This is a genomic window from Adlercreutzia sp. ZJ304, from assembly GCF_011039075.1.
Lineage (GTDB): Bacteria > Actinomycetota > Coriobacteriia > Coriobacteriales > Eggerthellaceae > Adlercreutzia_A.
The window spans coordinates 68,288-86,347 of sequence record NZ_JAAKEG010000003.1 but is presented as its reverse complement, the minus strand read 5'-3'; the positions used below and the strand labels follow the sequence as shown (position 1 = coordinate 86,347).

Below are 18,060 nucleotides of genomic sequence, written 5' to 3'. Positions count from 1 at the left end.
ATTCGCATTGCGTTAACAGATAGGAAGGCAGCAAACCGTATGAGCGAAACTGATTCGCATATTACTTCGTCGGCTTCTACACCAGTTTCGTCAAACGTAAAATCGGTTCCGTTGTCGTCCATAACAAATACTAACGGCAACCCAGTACGTATGCCAGTTGCAGCTTCAGCTAATGGGCAAGCCGCAAATCAGCCGCACGCGCAGTCAGCACCAGCATCAGCGCCTGTAGCTACAACACCTAATGCTCAAACGGCATCTTCCGCAGCACCCTCGTCTGCTAAGCCTGCACCAACACCCGCAGTCGCAGTACCCGGTGTTGCCGCGACTACCGCACAACCAACAGCCGCAGCTGAAGCAGCACCAAAGCAACCCAACCTTCCAGTTGCGGTTCCTATGCCCGAATATCATCCCGTAGCTGGGGCAATCAACCCGTCTGGTCCGCGTCCGAAGCAGCCCAAAAAGCATAACGGGCTTTTGATTGCAGGCATAATTGTATGTGCTCTAGCGGCAATAGCGCTAATTTGTGCGCTCTGCTACATTATGAGCCGCCCGCATAGCGTAACCGTAAACGCTCCTTCAGCAGATGTTGTTGAAAAGGCATATGAATCAGCCGATATAAATGTTCCTACCCTTTCCGACTATAGCTATATAAACACCGAAGGGTTAGACGATCCGCAAATTTCCAACATTCAAATAGGTGAAGTTACGAGCAGCGGCTCAGGAGATGCTCAGAAAACATCGTGCTCTACTACCGCTCAAGTTGTGTTCGAAAATGAGTCAGTTCGCGTAGATCAGACGCTACAATTGCCGTTTACTTACAACGCATCATCTTCCCAGTGGGAAGCTGGAAAGCCATCTGTGCAGTCCTCTGGCGAAAAAGTTGAGCCCACCGGTCCTGCCGATGTAGCCGCACTACAAGCAGCATTACCGGAATTGCTAAAAGCCTACGACGCTAATATTGCCTCTCAGTATGAAGGCGCGGCAATTACTGCAAATTCGAATTTAAGCGCAACCGGTGGAGACGTAACATTTACATTAGACAAGACTAATGCTGACGGAACCCACATGCGCACCGATGCTAATGTAGGTGTAGCTTGGGACGAGACTAAAGGGTGGGTTCCCACCATAAATTGGATAGGCACAGCACCTAATAATCAAGGGGGAAACCCCAACACAAACCAGAATCAACCCACTAACGAAAACAACAACGGAAGCAACGGAAGCACTTCCGAGAACACCGGAGGCGCAAACGGTGGCGATATGCTACTTACATGCTCCACAGGAGATCTGGTAGAAGTTCCCGGAGTTATCGAATATCGCGACGATCGCGTGTTGCTGCGCTCCGACTACACTATTCGCGTAATACTAGACGGAAAAACGTATGTTACTAGCTATTTTGAATTGACCGCCAACACATTCGTAGTAACAAACGGTGCGCATGTTTCCGTTATAGGCGAAATAAGCGCTACGGGTACATTGCCACAAGCACCACTAATGATTAACCTAGATTACGAGGATTAATCCCTTGTTCACACGTAATGCAATAAGCCCGAGATGCAGCTTTATGCGCGCTCGGGCTTTAATATATACCTTAGTGTTTGTTGAGGTTGAAAGGGCTTAGAAATGACTCTGTTAGATCTTTGGAAACTTATAAAGCGCAGCGTATGGCTAGTAATTGGCTTACCTATTGTCTGCGCTATAGTGTGCGTTGCAGTTCTGTATTTTATGCCGAACGAATATTCGGCAACATCTACTATAACGGCATCTGCAGAACCTGCCGGAGTAGGCAGTTTTGCCACCGCGGCAGCTGAACAGCAGTCCAAAAATGGTGTTGAAGTCAAAGCCTCCACCAATACAAGTACGCGCGTTATAACAATTACCGCCGAAGGCAACGATCCTAATCAATGCATAAAAGCAGCCAACAGGGCTTTAAATACCACATTCATAAAGGCGTTTAGCCGCTATAACGTATCTGGCGAAGTTGTAAACATAACTGTCCGCATGGACTTAAAACGCGCCACCGCCGCTACAGATGAAAGCCCCAGCACCACGAAGAGCGCCGGCATTGCCCTTCTAGCCGGGCTGTTTGCCGCAGTATGCATAGTTGTAATCATGGATCTTGTGCGCGGCAATATTCATAGCGCACGCGATATGGAAGAAGACTACGAAGCACAACTACTTGGACGCATTCCAAAACCAAATCAGCAAGAAAAAGCGCTCGACCGCCAGCAATTGTTTGCCAATGTACGGTTTGCAAGCGGCGAACACAAAAGCGTATGCGTGCTTTCTATAGACAACGAAGCTCTTTCGGCGCAAACATGTACAGAATTGGCAGAAGCAGCCACACAGGCAGATAAGCGCGTCTTACTTGTAGATGCCGACATGAACGGACAGTCGCAACTTGCAGAAAACCTTGTAAGCGATGGCAACGGTCTATCCGATGTACTTACCGGCGAAATTCAGCTAAGTGATGCCGTGCGAATTACGCAAGGTTTCAGCTACGTACCCGCCGGAAACCCCAAACAAAGCCCAATCGCATTGCTTGATAGCCCCAAACTTTCACAAATGCTAGAACAGGCGCAGCTTGAATACGATATAGTAATTTTGAATGCCGCACCAACAACTAAACAAGCCGACTTTTCTTATGTTGCCAATGTAGCCGGATCGACTATATTGTGCGTACAGGAATTTGTAACTAAGCGTAAAGGTATTGAAGCTGCAGCTACTCAGCTTGCGATCGCAAAAGCGAATGTCATCGGATTTGTGGCTGCCGAATAAGTAAATAGGTAATTTCAAAGCGAATTACGACAACAGATTACGAGGTGGTTCTTATGGCGGAGCAAACTGGAACAAAAGCAAAACGCGATTGGGGTCTTGTTATCGGCGGCATACTGTTCTTTATTGCAGGGCTGGTTATGTTTTTCTGGCCCGGGCTTTCGCTGGTAGTTATAGCCCAAATGGCTGGTGCATTAATGCTTGTTGGCGGCATCGTTGACATAATTCACTATTTCCAATTTCGCAAAACCGGTCTTACGTCTGGCTGGGCTATTATAAGTGCAATATGCAGCATAATACTGGGTTTGATGTTTTTGCTGCACCCCATAGTAACGGCTGGCGTTTTGCCATTTATAGTGGGCATGTTTGTTATCGCTTACGCCATAATAGCTATTGTTACAGCAATTTCTGTGCGCAAGATGGGCTCAACTTGGGGTGTCATGCTTGTTAACGGCATAATATCGCTACTATGCGGACTTATGTTTGTCTTTATGCCTGACACATTTGCTATCTTCTTAAGCGTGCTCTTGCTAATGCGCGGAATTACTATGTGCATCCTTGGTTTAACTACTCATAGCGCATCAAAATTAATGTAGCCAACTTACTTAAAACCCACGCATTCTAGCGGCGGTGAAAGGAAAACATGTTCGGCGACAATTTAGACAGAATAGTTACTGCCATCGAAAAAAACTACGAGGCAGACGAGATATTCTTCACGAAACCCGGCTTACGTTTCCCCAGCAGAACTGCCGTAAAGGAAATTCTGAAAGGGTTAAGACGTGTAGTTTTCCCCGGCTATTTCGGCGAAGAGATGCTCTCTCCTAACACTAGCCCCACCTATTTCATCGGCGAAATACTGATACAAATTGAGCGCAAATTGCGCGAACAGATAATAATTGCCCTAACTTATACCGATGACTCGTGCGGCAACACAATAGATATTGGACATTGCGGCGAATGCGCACCGTGTCATATAATAGACCGCGCTGCTGAAGTCTGTACTACTTTTTTTGACGAACTGCCGCGCGTGCAGCAAGTTTTGCTAACCGATGTGGAAGCGCTATACGAAGGCGACCCAGCAGCAGGCAGTAAAGAGGAAGTAATCTTTAGCTATCCGGGGCTATACGCCATTTATGTGTATCGCCTAGCGCACATTCTCTACGAAATGGACGTGCCAATTATTCCGCGCATTATGACTGAGCTGGCTCATTCCGGCACAGGCATCGACATTGGAGCGGGTGCAAAAATTGGCGAATATTTCTTCATTGATCACGGCACAGGTGTTGTAATTGGAGAAACAACTGAAATAGGCGACCATGTAAAGCTGTATCAAGGTGTTACGCTGGGAGCGCTTAGTACACGCGGCGGTCAGCGACTAAGCGGTGTAAAACGCCATCCAACCATAGAAGACAATGTGACTATTTATTCAAACGCTAGCGTACTTGGTGGCGAAACCGTTATCGGTGAAGGCTCAGTTATTGCTGGCAGCACCTTCGTTACGTTTAGCGTACCGCCACATAGCCGTGTGTCGGTAAAGGAACAAGAGATAACCGTGCGTCAACCGGGCGAAAAAGACTAGAATAGTTTTGCAGTTATTGTTAAGGTGAACTGCGTCGCTGCGAGATAATGCACAGCGACGCAGTTCACCTTGTTATATAGTTACTAAGTAGGTTCCTTTGATTCTTGACGCATTAGACGAAATGCACCTGCGCGATTGGCTAGTATTGCTGGCATTGTCTATTGTTGTGTCTACATGCGGTGTAATTGGAGTGTCTTATGTAGCAGGCAGCGGCTGGGCTATTTTCGATACGGTACAAACAATACTTTTAATTGTAATATTCACAATTGTGGCAGCCATTGTGTTCTTCCTAATGGATGTTTTGTTTTTTTGGGTATGCCTTACACGTGCCCGCGAAGATGACCGCTTACCAAACGAGCGCAAACCGCTACTAGCACGCTTAACACCGCATTGGCAATTGAAAAGCATTGCTATATTTGCAGCCATAATGGCGCTGTTTTGGCTACCGTGGTTAATAGCGAATTACCCGGGCGGTACATACTGGGATACCTACTACCAGATATATCAGATATACCCAGAAAATCATCCTATATCGATAATTCCATGGGAAGAAATTCGCGAACAGACCATAACCGATGCTTGGCTGGTTGACCATCATCCAGTGCTAACCACGCTGCTATATGGTGCCTTCGGATACGCCTCCGATTTGCTAACCGGCAATTGGATGTTAGGCGTATTCACGTTCGTGTGCATTCAAGGCGTAGCGCATATCATAGCGTTCACGTGCGCCATAGCTTACATGCGCCAGCGCCATTGCCCACTAGTACTATGTTTTTGCGCATACCTATTCTTCTGCATAATGCCTTTTATAAGCACATGGGCGATGTGTATGGTAAAAGATAGCCTGTTCGGAGCATTATGCATCCCCTACTTCATAATGCTCTTCGAAGCTGTACGCACACGCGGCGCAAGTTTGCGCGGCGCTTTCGCTATAGTGCTTTTTTGTGAACTGGGTTTACTGTTGTGTCTTACGCGAAAAATGGGCATTTTCATGGTGGTACCCACAGCGCTTATAGCCGCCATAGTCCTACGGCGCGGCAAGCGTCCGCATCTCGCAGAAAGCGGCGCGGTGCGCGCATGTCTTATACAGGCTGGCTCGTGCGTGGCAATAATGGCGCTACTGCTTCCGCTGCTAATATTTCCGCTTACCAATATTAGTCCGGGTGGTAAACAAGAAATTCTAGGACCTCTTTTTCAGCAAACCGCACGCTATTTGGTCGATCATGGCGATGAGATATCGGCAACGGAAAAACGCGCCATACAAAACGTTCTGGACTACGATAAATTAGCCGACGAATACCAATTCGACTTCGCCGATTCTGTGAAATACCGCTATAACATAGATGCCACCCCAGAGCAGTTACTTGATTATATGAAAGCCTATATATCCATGGGGATACGCCACCCTGAATCTTATTTAGCGGCATTCGCATCGCTGGCAGGCTACTACGTGGCACCCACCGCTTTCGCCAACATACGCATGGTGACAGTGGATACGCACATGGGCGACAATGACCGCTATATGCTATGGAATCCAGATGAACTAGATTGGTTGCGCCACGGCATGGACGATGCCTATACCGCCATAGCCGAAACTCCCGGTATTAATTTACCTTTGCTAATAGTTACATATGTATTCTGGCTGCCCGCCGGCTTAATTTTTGTATTAGTGCGACGGCGCTTACGCTGCGGCATTTTGCTGGTGCCCACACTTATTCTGTTAGCATTTTGCGTAATATCTCCCGTATACGATGCGCGCTATTGCGTACCCATTTTTGACATGGCACCACTACTAGTTTGCGCTTTTGCCGCCATTTGCATTGACACACAGCCAGAAATAGCCAACTTTAACGAGGTTGAGACTGACTTTAAGCCTATGGCGCATTACAATACATTTAATTGTGTTTGAGGGGGCAAATTGAACACCGACACACCGTTAGTAGGCATAATAATGGGATCGCAGTCCGACATGGAAGCTATGCAACCATGCATGCAGCAGTTGGACGATTTTGGCATTCCCTATGAAGTAAAAATAGCCAGCGCACATCGCAAACCCAATGTGGTGCACGAATGGGCAGAAACCGCAACTTCTCGCGGTATGCGCGTTATAATAGCTGCCGCCGGAAAAGCAGCGCACCTTGGCGGCGTAGTAGCTGCATTCACACCGCTGCCAGTTATAGCGGTACCTATGAAAACTAGCGACTTAGGCGGGCTAGATTCGCTGCTTTCTATGGTCCAAATGCCAAGCGGCGTACCCGTGGCATGCGTTGCCATAAACGGCGCAAAGAATGCAGCCATACTAGCCACACAAATTATGGGTGCCGGAACTGGCGAAAACGATGCACAGATGCGCGAGAAAATAGTCGCATTCAAGCGCGAAATGGCAGAATAGGAATGCAGATGGACCATATTAGCGCTGAGAAATTCGTTTGTCACACCGAAGCAGACGGAACGCTAAAATGACCAAGAAACTCCTAATGGGCAATGAAGCCTTCGCTCATGCTGCACTGGAAGCTGGCGTTAATGTTGTAGCAGGTTATCCGGGCACACCTTCGTCAGAGTTAGTAGAAACCGTGGCACGTTTACGCGCAGCGGGCAAAGCGCTGGGCGTACACGTAGAGTGGTCAACTAACGAAAAGGCAGCACTAGAAATTTGCGCAGCGGCATCTATGTCGGGCGCACGAGCGCTTTTCACCTGTAAACAAGTTGGATTAAACGTAGCCAGCGATGCGCTAATGTCACTTAACTACGTGGGGGTGCGCGGCGGTTTAGTGCTGTTTGTTGCAGACGATCCCGGTCCTATATCTTCTCAAACCGAACAAGATACGCGCCGTTTTGCCGAATTTGCGAAAGTGCCTGTATTCGACCCTGCCACTCCCGAACAGGGCTTTGCCATGATGAAGGCGGCATTCGAGCTGTCTGAAGAATACGGCACGCCCGTTATAGTGCGTCCTACAACGCGCGTTAACCACGCTTCAACTTTCTTCGATGTAGAAGACACCACACAAGCCAGACCTCTTCCCGCAGGCGGCTTCAAACATAATCCCGATCATTGGGTCATATTCCCAAAAAGGTCTTATCAAGCTCACGGTGAAATAATTGACCGACTAAACGATATGACGCGCATATTCGCGCTAGATGCACATTTTTCGCAGTTCCTGCCCATGTTTAGCAAGGCTACTGCAGAAGAAGGCAAGCCAGCTGAAGAGCCTTATTTGGGCATTTTCACCGGCGGTGTTTCCACGCAATACGCACTTGAAGCTCTAGAAATGATAGAGCGCTGCGCCGAGCGCGCAGGCGTTGCGCTGCCACCGTACAGGTTTATGCAGATGGGCATTCCTTATCCGCTGGCAAAACGTCCTTTGCGACGCTTTATGGATGGCTTGTCGCACATATTAGTTCTTGAAGAGCTAGACTCGGTGCTTGAAGAAGGACTTATGGTAACTGCGTCTAACAACTTCCTTTCTGCGCATGTGCACGGCAAGCTTACTGGTGAAGCACCTGATCGCGGGGAAAATTCTACCGAGAGCGCAGTGGTAGCAATTTCGCACTTCTTTGACATGTACACGAAAGCGCCAAAGCAAGAAATAATCGTCGTATCAACAGCCTCTAATTCGGACAGTGGCGACAAAAAACACAATGGCAAAGATAAGCGTGCTGCGCACAGACTACCAAACCATGTTAATGACAATAAGCCGGCAGAAGAGCCTCAAATTGGCTTGATAGGCGTTGCTGCCGACTATAGCGCCAGCCAAAACTCCGCTGCTCCTGAAAGCATGTCTCAAAAGCGGGCTCAGTTGGCTGCGCGGCGCAAACAAACGCATGCCGCTCGTTACAAAGCGCCTGCATCTGCTTTGAAAGCAGAAAGTGCCAGCGCTGTTACTCAAGTCGTGCAAACTCAAACATCGCAGCAACGGCGCAAACCGGGCGAAGCAGTTGATCGCGACGGAAACAGACTTTCTATTCTTCGGCTTATGGAAGATGTAATAGGCAAAAAGGCATTGCTGCATTACTCATACGAGCTTCCACCCAGACCCCCGGTCTTATGCGCAGGTTGTCCACATCGTGGCAGCTTCTACGCTATAAAAGGCGCACTGGATAAAATTGGGGTGAAGCGTGAAAATGCTATGCTGTGCGGCGATATAGGCTGCTACACACTTGGAAACGCTCTGCCGCTTAACGCCGTTGATACATGTCTTTGCATGGGCGCAGGTATAACCATGGCGCAGGGCTTCCACATTGCCGAGCCTAATAAAAAGCAGGTAGCTTTTGTGGGCGATTCTACATTTTTCGCCAGCGCCATGACAGGCATTGCAAATGCCGTATACAACAACCACGATGTAACATTCGTCATACTTGATAATTCCACTACCGCTATGACGGGGTCACAACCACACCCCGGCACTGGCACCACGCTTATGGGAGAACACAACAAACCCATTAGCATTGAAGCAGTACTAGAAGCATTAGGTGTTCAGGTAATACTTCGCGCCGATCCTTTGAACAGGGTGCAGGCAGAAGAAATATCTATGCTTGCCTTAAAGCATGAAGGACCTTCAGCTATTATTTTCCAAAGCCCCTGCGTATGGCTAAGACCGTTCGGCATTCCGGCTGAAGTTGACACAGAGCAATGCACCGGTTGCAAACGCTGCATAACCGACATCGGTTGCCCTGCTATAGCTTTCTCCGCCGACGCGCGCGGGCGCAAAAGCGGAATGCGAGGTCAGGCAGTTATAGACACCAGCTTATGCAACGGATGCGGACTTTGCCTGCAAGTGTGCCCGTTCGGTGCCATAAAAATACCATCTATATTAGATTATGCCGCGCGCGACACAGGTGCCGTAACGCTAGAGGCGTCTAAGTCAAAACCTTCTGAAATAAATGTGACCGCAACCTTAAAGGCGCAAGAAACGCAAAGCGCAGAGACAAATGCTGCTTACGCAGAAAGCTCTGCAGCCGCACAAGCCAACATTAGCGAAGACGCTAGCAGTATTACTAATGAAACTAATGAAGATGCCGACGCAGATAACCTGCCCGCAGAAAATGAACCGGAAACAAACGAAACCGAAAGCAAAGATGACCACTTAGAAGATGCAGCAAATGACACAGAAGCCGCATCGGAAGATACGCCAGCTGCAAACGAAACAGAACCGGAACAGGCAGAGCAGCCTAAACTCGAAGAGCATCAAGAGCTTACAGAAGAGGAAAACGCTCCAAAACATGCTGCAATATCAAGTCGTGTGAAAAGACCTAAAGCAAGACCGAGAAGAGTGTCTCATTCGAATAGCCGCGCAAAGAATAGCGATACGCTTCAAATAAATGCTTCACGGGTTTTCGGCGGCACATTGACCATCAAAATAGAGGGCAACGATCCGGCAGACACCGACACAGATAACGCAAACGAAAGCGAGGATGGGCGTGGTTAATATACTTCTGACCGGAGTTGGCGGTCAAGGTACCGTGCTTGCTGCGAAGGTGTTAGCTATGGCGGCTGCCGCAAAAGGCTGGCAAGTTCGTACCGCCGAAACAATAGGCATGGCGCAGCGCGGCGGCAGCGTAGTTTCACATGTACGTATGGGGAATTTGGGCGAAAGCGTACACGCACCTTTAGTCACACACGGTACAGCAAACCTTATCGTAGCCTTCGAACCCGGCGAAGCTGCACGCTGTTTAGGCTATTTAGCGCCGGGCGGCACGGTGGTAACTGCAACCACTACAGTAGAGCCTGTGGCTGCGGCTCTTACATCGAAGCCATACCGTTCACAAGACATAATTGAAAACATAAAGCTTACGTTTTACAACGATGTAGCTAACCGTATAGCTAATTCAGTTACTGCAACTCGCGAAGGGCAGCGGCGCGCAAGCCAGCATCATCGACTTGTAGTTGTAGACGATATGGCTGTAACCAGCGCCTTAGGAGATAATCGAAAAGTGTTAAACTCCATTCTTCTTGGAGCTGCTGTAGCAAAATACTGCATGCCAATTTCACTAGACGACTTAAAAGGCGCAGTACTTGCGTGCGTAAAGCCGCAATTCGCGCAAATGAATATAGATGCCATAAATAAAGTAGCAGAGGGGATAGATTATTATGCAAATGAAGCCTGAGCAACTCGAATTAATACGCGAACAGCTGAAAACGATAAAAGATCGCTCGGCTTTCTATGCCAAAAAATTCGATGGAATAGATGTAGAAGATGTAGTCTCTCAGGCAGACTTTGAACAGTTACCGTTTTCAGAAAAAGACGACTTGCGCGCAGCGTATCCGCTAGGGCTACAAGCGGTGCCCGACGAAGAAATTGTGCGCATCCATTCGTCTTCTGGAACCACGGGTACACCGGTAATAATCCCCTACACACGCCAAGATGTAACCGACTGGGCTATTCAGTTTGCCCGCTGCTTTGAAATAGCTGGTGTCACCCCGCTCGATCGCGTGCAAATTACACCGGGTTACGGTCTGTGGACAGCAGGCATAGGCTTTCAAGCAGGCTGCGAACGCTTAGGCGCTATGGCTATTCCTATGGGACCGGGCAACACTGAAAAGCAGCTTCGCATGATGGAAGATCTGCAATCTAGCGTGCTATGCGCTACGTCGTCGTATGCACTTCTTTTGGCTGAAGAAATACAAAAGCGTGGCATCCGCGACCGACTTTCTCTGCGCAAAGGCGTAATAGGCAGCGAACGCTGGGGCGAAAAAATGCGCAAGCGCATTCAAAATGAATTGGGTATAGAAATCTACGACATTTATGGTTTGACTGAGATATACGGACCGGGTATTGGCATTTCGTGCGACGAACATTGCGGAATGCACATATTTGAGGATTATTGTTACATAGAAGTTGTTGACCCCGTTACGGGCAAAGTGTTGCCTGACGGCGAAGAAGGTGAACTTGTTATAACCACGCTTCGCAAACAGGGCGCTCCGCTAATTCGTTATCGCACACACGACCTTACACGCATCTTGCCCGGCGATTGCAAATGTTCGTGTGGCGAAAAGCATCCACGCATAGATATACTAACCGGTCGCACCGACGATATGTTCAAAGTGAAGGGCTGCAATATCTTCCCTGCACAAGTTGAGGAAGTAATTGCCATAACCGACGGTACATCTAGCGAATATCAAGTAATGATTGAAAACATCAGTGGGCGCGACGTACTTACCGTGCTGTTCGAAACACCACTGGAAGGCGACGCGCGCACAGCAGCCGAAGAACAGCTTGCTGCCATTTTCAAAGCGAAAATTGGATGCGCACCCGAAGCTAAAGGCGTTCCGCTAGGCGAACTTCCCCGAAGCGAGAAGAAAACCAAGCGTATTTTCGACAGCCGCTATTAACCAACAGGATCGGCTGCGGCAAGCGCTGAAAAAGTGTTTTTGCCGTAGCCGTTACTAATACGGACACGCGGTAGCGCCATAGGGTTGTCTCCCGGTTTTATGCGGCGATTTTCTATAGTGAATGCGCATTGCACGTTGGCTTGCTCTAGCGCAGCCCAAGCTGTTTCATTATTGTCGCCAAACGGATATGCCACAGCCTCTGTCGTGCCCAGTATCTCTTGCGCTTTTACTATGTCGTCATATATCTCTTGCTGCGACGATGCGTGGATTAAACCGCCGCGACCTATGCCTGACCCTCCTGTATGCATGCCATATGTATGCGACTGGAACGAAATATAAGGGTTAGCCTGACTTACAATGCGTTCAGGAATGTTCTCGTCTTTGCAAATAAGGAACATGGTCGCCGGCACTTCGTATTTACGGAACAGCTCTCCACCTAGCGTGTACACATTCCATTCGCCATCGTCAAAAGTTAACGTGGCGCTATTGGCGGGAAGCGTGTGGTTTCCTTCGGCAAAGGCGCGTATCTCCTGATAAGAGGGATAGTAGTAATTGTTTTCCGTAAGATACTGCAGATGCGCCTCAAGATCGGTTATGGAAAGAAGGTTGTTATTCATGTCGTCGGGCGGCGCTGCCGGATCGTAGAGATAGTGATACATGAATACCGGAATGCTAGCGGCATTGCCACTTTCAAAAGATTCCACCACATGTACGGTGCGCTCAGCCACAGCCACTTGCCCATTTTCAGTTTTAGCGGTGTAAGTTACGGTATAAGTGCCCGGCACCGATGTATCTACATTGCCAGATATTTGAACGGTAGATGTTATGTCTGGCGAATTTTGTGCATCTGGGTCTACCGCATGGCAGCCCGCCTCTAAGTATTCTTCGCCTTTAAGCACATAAGTATTGCGACTACCACCTAGTGTCATTACAACATCTTCAGCCATAACCTCTTCCGATATTACAGTGTCTTTTTGTGTTATAGGAAGCGTACTAGCTGCATCATCCGCGGGCGAATTAGTGCAGCTTTTCAGGGCAAATATGCCTAGTGCAACAATTGCTATAACTATTGCCAACACAATAATAATTGCCAATACAGGAGTTTTTCGCGACTTGCGTGCAGGTTGGCTATATGCTGCATGGCTGCGCACAGCTTGGTGCGTAGCTTGGTGCGTAGCTTGGTGCGTAGCTTGTCGATATGCGGCATGATTGCGCGACGGCTGACTGCGCCTAGCTTGGCTGCGCCCTGTGTGCGCCGACGGTCTTTCGCTCATAGATACCCCCAACTTATCCATTGCCAGTCATTATAAAGACCAATTTGCGTTTACACGACAAAAAGCAGGCAACACTTAGATATTCCACCTGTTAAAAAAATTAGTGCCACAATCACTTTATTGTGCTAAAGTATCGCCCATGAATATTAATGCAGGAAATACAGAATTTATGTTTGCGGGCAACTGCGCTATTATGACGCAGCATTTTGCCCAAAAATGTATCTGCGAAACAGCTTGTGCTGTTATGAGTGAACACATGGCTGAATGCTGTGTTAGCACTCCTCCTCATTTGGTTTACCGATATTGATGGCACGCGGGTTTTCGCCCCGGGCCATTTTTTATGCTCGGATACATGCAAAAGCCGCGTGCGCCTTCATTCTTACACTGTTCATTTCAAAGTTTCAAAATCAAGGAGAATTAAATGGTCGCTAAGATATTATTGGTGCTCGTGTTTGTGGCTATTGCCGTAGGAGTAGGAATCTACTGCAATAGAACCACAAAAACGGTTGATGGCTTCGTGCTTGGCGGGCGCAAAGTGGGTCCATGGATGAGTGCATTCGCTTACGGCACCAGTTATTTCAGCGCAGTAGTTTTCGTGGGCTACGCTGGACAATTCGGATTCAAATACGGTATAGCAGCCACATGGGCTGGCATTGGCAATGCAATACTTGGCAGCCTTTTGGCGTGGTGGGTATTAGGTCCACGCACGCGCGAAATAACGCATCGCCTTGGCGCGCAAACTATGCCGGAATTTTTTGGAAAGCGCTACAATTCCAAAGCATTACGAATTGCTGCAGCGGCTATCATATTCGTCTTCTTAATTCCATATACTGCTAGCGTCTACAATGGGCTTTCGCGCTTATTCGGTATGGCATTTGCGCTGCCCTACGATGTGTGCGTTATAGGAATGGCGGTAATTACGTGCATCTACGTTGTTATTGGCGGCTATATGGCAACGGTTATGAACGACTTCATACAGGGCATCGTTATGTTAATTGGCATAACAGCAGTTATAGTGGCAGTCATAATGAGCAACGGCGGATTCAGCGAAGCCATTACGCAACTTTCGCAAATACCCGCAGATGGCAGCGCCATGCAAGGACCATTCGTTAGTTTCTTCGGTCCCGATTTGTTTAACCTGCTAGGTGTGGTTATTCTTACATCGCTTGGCACATGGGGTTTGCCGCAAATGGTGCAAAAATTCTATGCTATTAAAAGCGGTCCAGCGGTAAAACAAGGTGCTATTATTTCTACGCTATTTGCTTTTGTCGTAGCAGGAGGAAGCTACTTCCTAGGCGGCTTTGGGCGCTTATATGAAAACCAAATTGAATACGCAGCCAATGGAACGCCAATTTATGACTCGGTTATTCCCACTATGTTGTCCACGCTGCCCGATATCCTTATTGGCTTGGTTATTGTGCTTGTGCTTTCCGCTAGTATGTCTACCCTTAGTTCGCTTGTATTAACTTCGTCATCCACACTTACAATCGACCTTATAAAAGACAACTTCGTAAAAGATATGAACGAAAAAAAGCAGCTGATTAGCATGCGCGCATTGCTGGTTGTATTTATTGCTGTGTCTGCGGGCATTGCGCTTTTGCAATACCATTCCTCTATTGTATTTATTGCTCAGCTGATGGGATATTCATGGGGCGCGCTGGCTGGCGCCTTCTTGGGACCATTTTTGTGGGGACTATACAAGAAGAAGGTTTCAAAGGCAGCAGTATGGTGCTCGTTTATTATTGGCGTAGGTCTTACAGCCGTGAACATGATAATGGGATTTGCGGGTACACCCCTTATTGCCAGCCCTATCAATTGCGGCGCACTGTGCATGATACTGTCTCTTATAGTTGTGCCACTAGTAAGCCTAATTACTCCTGCTGAAGAATTCCCAATTGATCCGCCTTCGCGCCTGTCGGCATCAGACAGGGAATTTGAAGCCGAAATTGCCGCACAAGAGGCAGAAGCCATAGCTGCCGGCAAATCCGTTTCCGTCGATGACAAAGATATAGCACCAGAAGTGCAGGAAGCTATTAATATAGTTCGTTCGAGCTAATGAGATATACAAGAATCAGAAGGGGTTACGTTCAGAAGCTGCGCAGCTTTCACTCCGCCCCTTCTGATTCTTTTGGCGCAATATGTATGCCTGACGTATGAAATCGAGATCGATATCCTGCGTTGCACGTCTCTGATTGCCAGAGATAGCACATATGAGAACGCCGCCCTTTATCGTAACTCTTCTGCTTATCGGAGATCTTGATATCCTATCTAGAATGACATCTTGGGGGATATAGGCAGAAAAGTGTGCCTGTTTTAGTCGATTGCATATGGATAGGGCGCGCTGTTGTGGAACTCTGACCAAACCAGACCATGTGTTACCTTCGTCACTTTTTAGGCGAAAAATGGTCAAAACTTCCGACTTTCCACAGTCTATAATGCCAAATTACGCCAATTACGAATCAAAATAGAATTGAAGAACCCTGTTTGCCCAGTGTTCTCCATAATTCAAGTTAGCCATGTGGCGCTATGACCATGGAAAGCCGGAAGTTTTGACCATTTTTCTAACTTTTTTGAACTAGTATGCGGATGAGTTGAATTCGCTATAACCAGCACTCTCGTATTTGCGCCTTATCTCGCTCAGATTCATTAAAACACCTCTTCTAACACCCGGTTGAAATATGATTGCCCTCGCGGAATGAGGTCAGCATATTCTTCCAGTTTGTAGACATCTAACCGATTTATAAGTTTGCGATACGAGTTAACCGCTTCTCTATAGATCTCGTAGGGTAGTTTATTGCGCGACCTCATGAGTTCAAGGAGCGTTCTTTCAAGATCGAACACATTCACCTCAACCCCATCATAGGTAATGGTAGTAGCCCCCACCTGCAGCCATTCTTGGGGAATGTAGCTTTGCCGGATCGCCGGATTTGTGATCTCGGTGCCGCCGCGCTTCGTGACCACGTCGATGCGTTCAGGTGGAAGATCTATAAGATCATGGAGGTACAGCGCCGTAGGACCCGTCACGATTGCATTAGGATAGAGCTTGGCAAGAGAGCCCAAGATGCTGTCAGATGCCTCAGTCGCATAGAGATTCCTTGCGAGGTGTCTAATCTCTCCTGACTTAACAGCTTGCCTTAAGCCATATTGACCGCCGCTTTGGGCATTCGCTTCTTTGTACGTGAGCAGCATGAGTCGTCCTAAATATATAATCGCCTACTTTTGCAGTTAATTGTAGGCGACTATGGACAATAGATTAAGGTGGAGCTTGCAGGAGGTGCTGATCTGATTTACAGGTACTGCACCGATATTCTTGCTGCCTTGGACAACAGTCAGGGATTCAGTTCATTCCTAAGGTCTTTTTATTTTATAATGCCAAACGTGCTTGCACCGATGGGCCCTGCTTGCACGATTTTATTAGTTGCCCATAGCCCCGGCTTTGCCGCGTGGAAAGGAAGTTATCATGAACGATTCTGTAACTATGTCCAAAACCAAGATCGCAAATATGCCTAGGTCGCGCTATATTGCGCAAGCCGGCATGATTGCAGCGCTTTATGCTGCTGCAACTTTAATCTGCATATTGCTGTTACAGGGGCTAGCTTGGGGTCCGGTGCAATTTCGTATTTCTGAGGCTGTTTGTGTGGTTGCGGTGCTAACCCCAGCCGCTATTCCCGGGCTTACAGTAGGATGCGTAATAGCCAATTTGGTGAATATGGTGGTAAGTGGAACCGGTGCGTTGGGTTTATTGGATGTTGTCTTTGGTAGTACTGCTACGCTTATTGGCTCTATATTGTGTTGGAAATTACGTCAGCGTCCGGCTTTGGCAATAGGGTGCTTTGTGCTTGCTAACGCGCTTATAGTGCCTGCGTATTTGCCGTTGCTTTTGCAGGGATTAGGTTTTTACACCATACCATTTACTAATATTGCTTTAGACGGCGCATATTTACCAATGTATTTATTCGGTCTTATAGCCACCGGTATAGGAGAAGCGCTGGTTATATACGTGCTTGGAATGCCACTTCTAAAGGCTCTGCAGCGTTTTCAGCGCATCGATTAAAGAATGCATGATCGCCAACATCATTCACCTGACCGCGCATCAGGTGAATGATGTTTCTATGCTGTAAATACCTATGCACAAAACCGCCATGCCACTTTTCGATATCGAGGTTGTTTAGATAGGCGTGATTTTCGGGCTGATTGCAGTCGCAATATAGACATGCATATTCTTAATCTGGACGGGTGTTCAGATTAAGAATTCAATCAGCATTCAGATTCATGTTGCATACTGATGTGTTCCTGAATAGCTATACGCTTTTTGCCCGCGTCCAAGTTTCGCCGTATTCTTGTTCCATGAATCGAGAAATATCATCCCAGTTGTCTGTATCTTTCAGCATAGCTATATGGGTTACTATTTCTTCGTCGTAATCGTGTCCATCCAGATAATCTTCGCTTGAACCTTGCGCCACAGAAAATCTTCCAAGCGCAATCATGTCTGCTATAGCGCGCACATGATTGGCAACACTGAATCTTTCGTTTTCGTGTTCAGGTATTTTGGCATCGCTGTCGCACTCGATGCCCCATGTACCCCAAGGCAGATCTTCTGTAGCAAGCATACGGGGTTCTTTCCATTGAATACCAAAGCGATGCCAATCTCCAGTAGTTCCAAGAGAACAAGGCAGATTTAATGCATGTATGTCTGTTATGTATCTCATATCTATATTATACAGACCTAGCATATTGTATGCGTTGTACTATAAATTATTGCCATACACGGATATAAGTATTAACGATGAAAGCAACCTATCTTCTGCGCAATCCGCATCCAAAGAATCGACGAGTGAACAAGAACTTGCAATTTTGCTTTAGTGAAGTCTTCTGATGTATAACCAGTAGCCAAATCACTAATAAGACCTTATAAATCATTTTGAGCGCATGAAGGATCGCACCGAAAACATACGTCTGATTAGCGAATTTCTATGCAATGGGGAAAAGTGGTTTGCCGAAAATTTTGTAAATAATGAGTAAATACTCTAATCGAAAAGACACAGTTCTCACGCAGATTCTGGCGATGCGGAGAAGCGAAATGAAAACTGCGAAAGCTTCTG

General features: G+C 47.5%; 14 protein-coding genes. 11 read left to right on the top strand and 3 right to left on the bottom strand.

The window, feature by feature from the left end:
- Positions 1–39 precede the first annotated feature (39 nt).
- The 9 genes from G7Y46_RS01900 to G7Y46_RS01860 all read left to right on the top strand — a co-directional run bounded on the left by G7Y46_RS01900 (position 40) and on the right by G7Y46_RS01860 (position 11,684).
- Entirely contained in the window at positions 40–1,521 is a 1,482-nt protein-coding gene (locus tag G7Y46_RS01900; RefSeq protein ID WP_165252056.1) for a hypothetical protein, read from the top strand.
- Between the two features lie 102 nt (positions 1,522–1,623).
- Complete coding sequence (locus G7Y46_RS01895; protein WP_165252054.1) at positions 1,624–2,778, top strand: Wzz/FepE/Etk N-terminal domain-containing protein; 1,155 nt, start codon at positions 1,624–1,626, stop codon at positions 2,776–2,778.
- Between the two features lie 53 nt (positions 2,779–2,831).
- Complete coding sequence (locus tag G7Y46_RS01890; RefSeq protein WP_165252052.1) at positions 2,832–3,371, top strand: DUF308 domain-containing protein; 540 nt, start codon at positions 2,832–2,834, stop codon at positions 3,369–3,371.
- 47 nt (positions 3,372–3,418) lie between these two features.
- Complete coding sequence (locus G7Y46_RS01885; RefSeq protein ID WP_165061939.1) at positions 3,419–4,354, top strand: serine O-acetyltransferase; 936 nt, start codon at positions 3,419–3,421, stop codon at positions 4,352–4,354.
- A gap of 97 nt (positions 4,355–4,451) precedes the next feature.
- Entirely contained in the window at positions 4,452–6,263 is a 1,812-nt protein-coding gene (locus G7Y46_RS01880) for a DUF6020 family protein (RefSeq protein ID WP_165252050.1), read from the top strand.
- Between the two features lie 42 nt (positions 6,264–6,305).
- A complete protein-coding gene (purE, locus tag G7Y46_RS01875) occupies positions 6,306–6,746 on the top strand; it encodes a 5-(carboxyamino)imidazole ribonucleotide mutase (RefSeq protein WP_165252158.1) in 441 nt (146 codons plus the stop codon).
- A 67-nt stretch (positions 6,747–6,813) separates the two neighbouring features.
- A complete protein-coding gene (locus G7Y46_RS01870; protein ID WP_241157011.1) occupies positions 6,814–9,780 on the top strand; it encodes a thiamine pyrophosphate-dependent enzyme in 2,967 nt (988 codons plus the stop codon).
- Positions 9,773–10,459 carry a 2-oxoacid:acceptor oxidoreductase family protein gene (locus tag G7Y46_RS01865; RefSeq protein WP_165252048.1) on the top strand — a complete coding sequence of 229 codons (687 nt, stop codon included), beginning with the start codon at positions 9,773–9,775 and terminating at the stop codon, positions 10,457–10,459. Before G7Y46_RS01870 ends, G7Y46_RS01865 begins: the two co-directional genes overlap by 8 nt.
- A complete protein-coding gene (locus tag G7Y46_RS01860) occupies positions 10,443–11,684 on the top strand; it encodes a phenylacetate--CoA ligase (protein WP_165061930.1) in 1,242 nt (413 codons plus the stop codon). Before G7Y46_RS01865 ends, G7Y46_RS01860 begins: the two co-directional genes overlap by 17 nt.
- Here the strand turns inward: G7Y46_RS01860 and G7Y46_RS01855 are convergent.
- The gene (locus tag G7Y46_RS01855) at positions 11,681–12,958 is read right to left on the bottom strand and encodes an immunoglobulin-like domain-containing protein (RefSeq protein WP_165252046.1); all 1,278 of its coding nucleotides are present in this window, start codon (positions 12,956–12,958) and stop codon (positions 11,681–11,683) included. The genes G7Y46_RS01860 and G7Y46_RS01855 overlap by 4 nt on opposite strands.
- Before the next feature lie 421 nt (positions 12,959–13,379).
- Here G7Y46_RS01855 and G7Y46_RS01850 point away from each other — a divergent pair, with 421 nt between their 5' ends.
- Complete coding sequence (locus G7Y46_RS01850; protein WP_165252044.1) at positions 13,380–15,014, top strand: sodium:solute symporter family protein; 1,635 nt, start codon at positions 13,380–13,382, stop codon at positions 15,012–15,014.
- A gap of 590 nt (positions 15,015–15,604) precedes the next feature.
- Here G7Y46_RS01850 and G7Y46_RS01845 read toward each other — a convergent pair.
- Complete coding sequence (locus tag G7Y46_RS01845; RefSeq protein WP_165252042.1) at positions 15,605–16,147, bottom strand: hypothetical protein; 543 nt, start codon at positions 16,145–16,147, stop codon at positions 15,605–15,607.
- Positions 16,148–16,418: 271 nt separating this feature from the next.
- Between G7Y46_RS01845 and G7Y46_RS01840 the strand changes: the two genes are divergently transcribed.
- Positions 16,419–17,012, top strand: coding sequence for a QueT transporter family protein (locus tag G7Y46_RS01840; protein WP_241157010.1), 594 nt, complete (start codon positions 16,419–16,421; stop codon positions 17,010–17,012).
- A gap of 247 nt (positions 17,013–17,259) precedes the next feature.
- On the opposite strand, the gene G7Y46_RS01835 is transcribed toward G7Y46_RS01840, so the two are convergent.
- Positions 17,260–17,691, bottom strand: a complete 432-nt coding sequence (locus G7Y46_RS01835; protein WP_165252040.1) for a hypothetical protein — start codon at positions 17,689–17,691, stop codon at positions 17,260–17,262.
- Between the last annotated feature and the right edge of the window lie 369 nt (positions 17,692–18,060).

Excerpts from the sequence above, each read along its gene's own strand:
- G7Y46_RS01900 (WP_165252056.1), top strand. The coding sequence starts at position 40 with ATGAGCGAAACTGATTCGCATATTACTTCGTCGGCTTCTACACCAGTT.
- G7Y46_RS01895 (WP_165252054.1), top strand. The coding sequence starts at position 1,624 with ATGACTCTGTTAGATCTTTGGAAACTTATAAAGCGCAGCGTATGGCTA.
- G7Y46_RS01890 (WP_165252052.1), top strand. The coding sequence starts at position 2,832 with ATGGCGGAGCAAACTGGAACAAAAGCAAAACGCGATTGGGGTCTTGTT.
- G7Y46_RS01885 (WP_165061939.1), top strand. The coding sequence starts at position 3,419 with ATGTTCGGCGACAATTTAGACAGAATAGTTACTGCCATCGAAAAAAAC.
- purE (WP_165252158.1), top strand. The coding sequence starts at position 6,306 with ATGGGATCGCAGTCCGACATGGAAGCTATGCAACCATGCATGCAGCAG.
- G7Y46_RS01870 (WP_241157011.1), top strand. The coding sequence starts at position 6,814 with ATGACCAAGAAACTCCTAATGGGCAATGAAGCCTTCGCTCATGCTGCA.
- G7Y46_RS01860 (WP_165061930.1), top strand. The coding sequence starts at position 10,443 with ATGCAAATGAAGCCTGAGCAACTCGAATTAATACGCGAACAGCTGAAA.
- G7Y46_RS01855 (WP_165252046.1), bottom strand. The coding sequence starts at position 12,958 with ATGAGCGAAAGACCGTCGGCGCACACAGGGCGCAGCCAAGCTAGGCGC.
- G7Y46_RS01850 (WP_165252044.1), top strand. The coding sequence starts at position 13,380 with ATGGTCGCTAAGATATTATTGGTGCTCGTGTTTGTGGCTATTGCCGTA.
- G7Y46_RS01845 (WP_165252042.1), bottom strand. The coding sequence starts at position 16,147 with ATGCTGCTCACGTACAAAGAAGCGAATGCCCAAAGCGGCGGTCAATAT.
- G7Y46_RS01840 (WP_241157010.1), top strand. The coding sequence starts at position 16,419 with ATGAACGATTCTGTAACTATGTCCAAAACCAAGATCGCAAATATGCCT.
- G7Y46_RS01835 (WP_165252040.1), bottom strand. The coding sequence starts at position 17,691 with ATGCTAGGTCTGTATAATATAGATATGAGATACATAACAGACATACAT.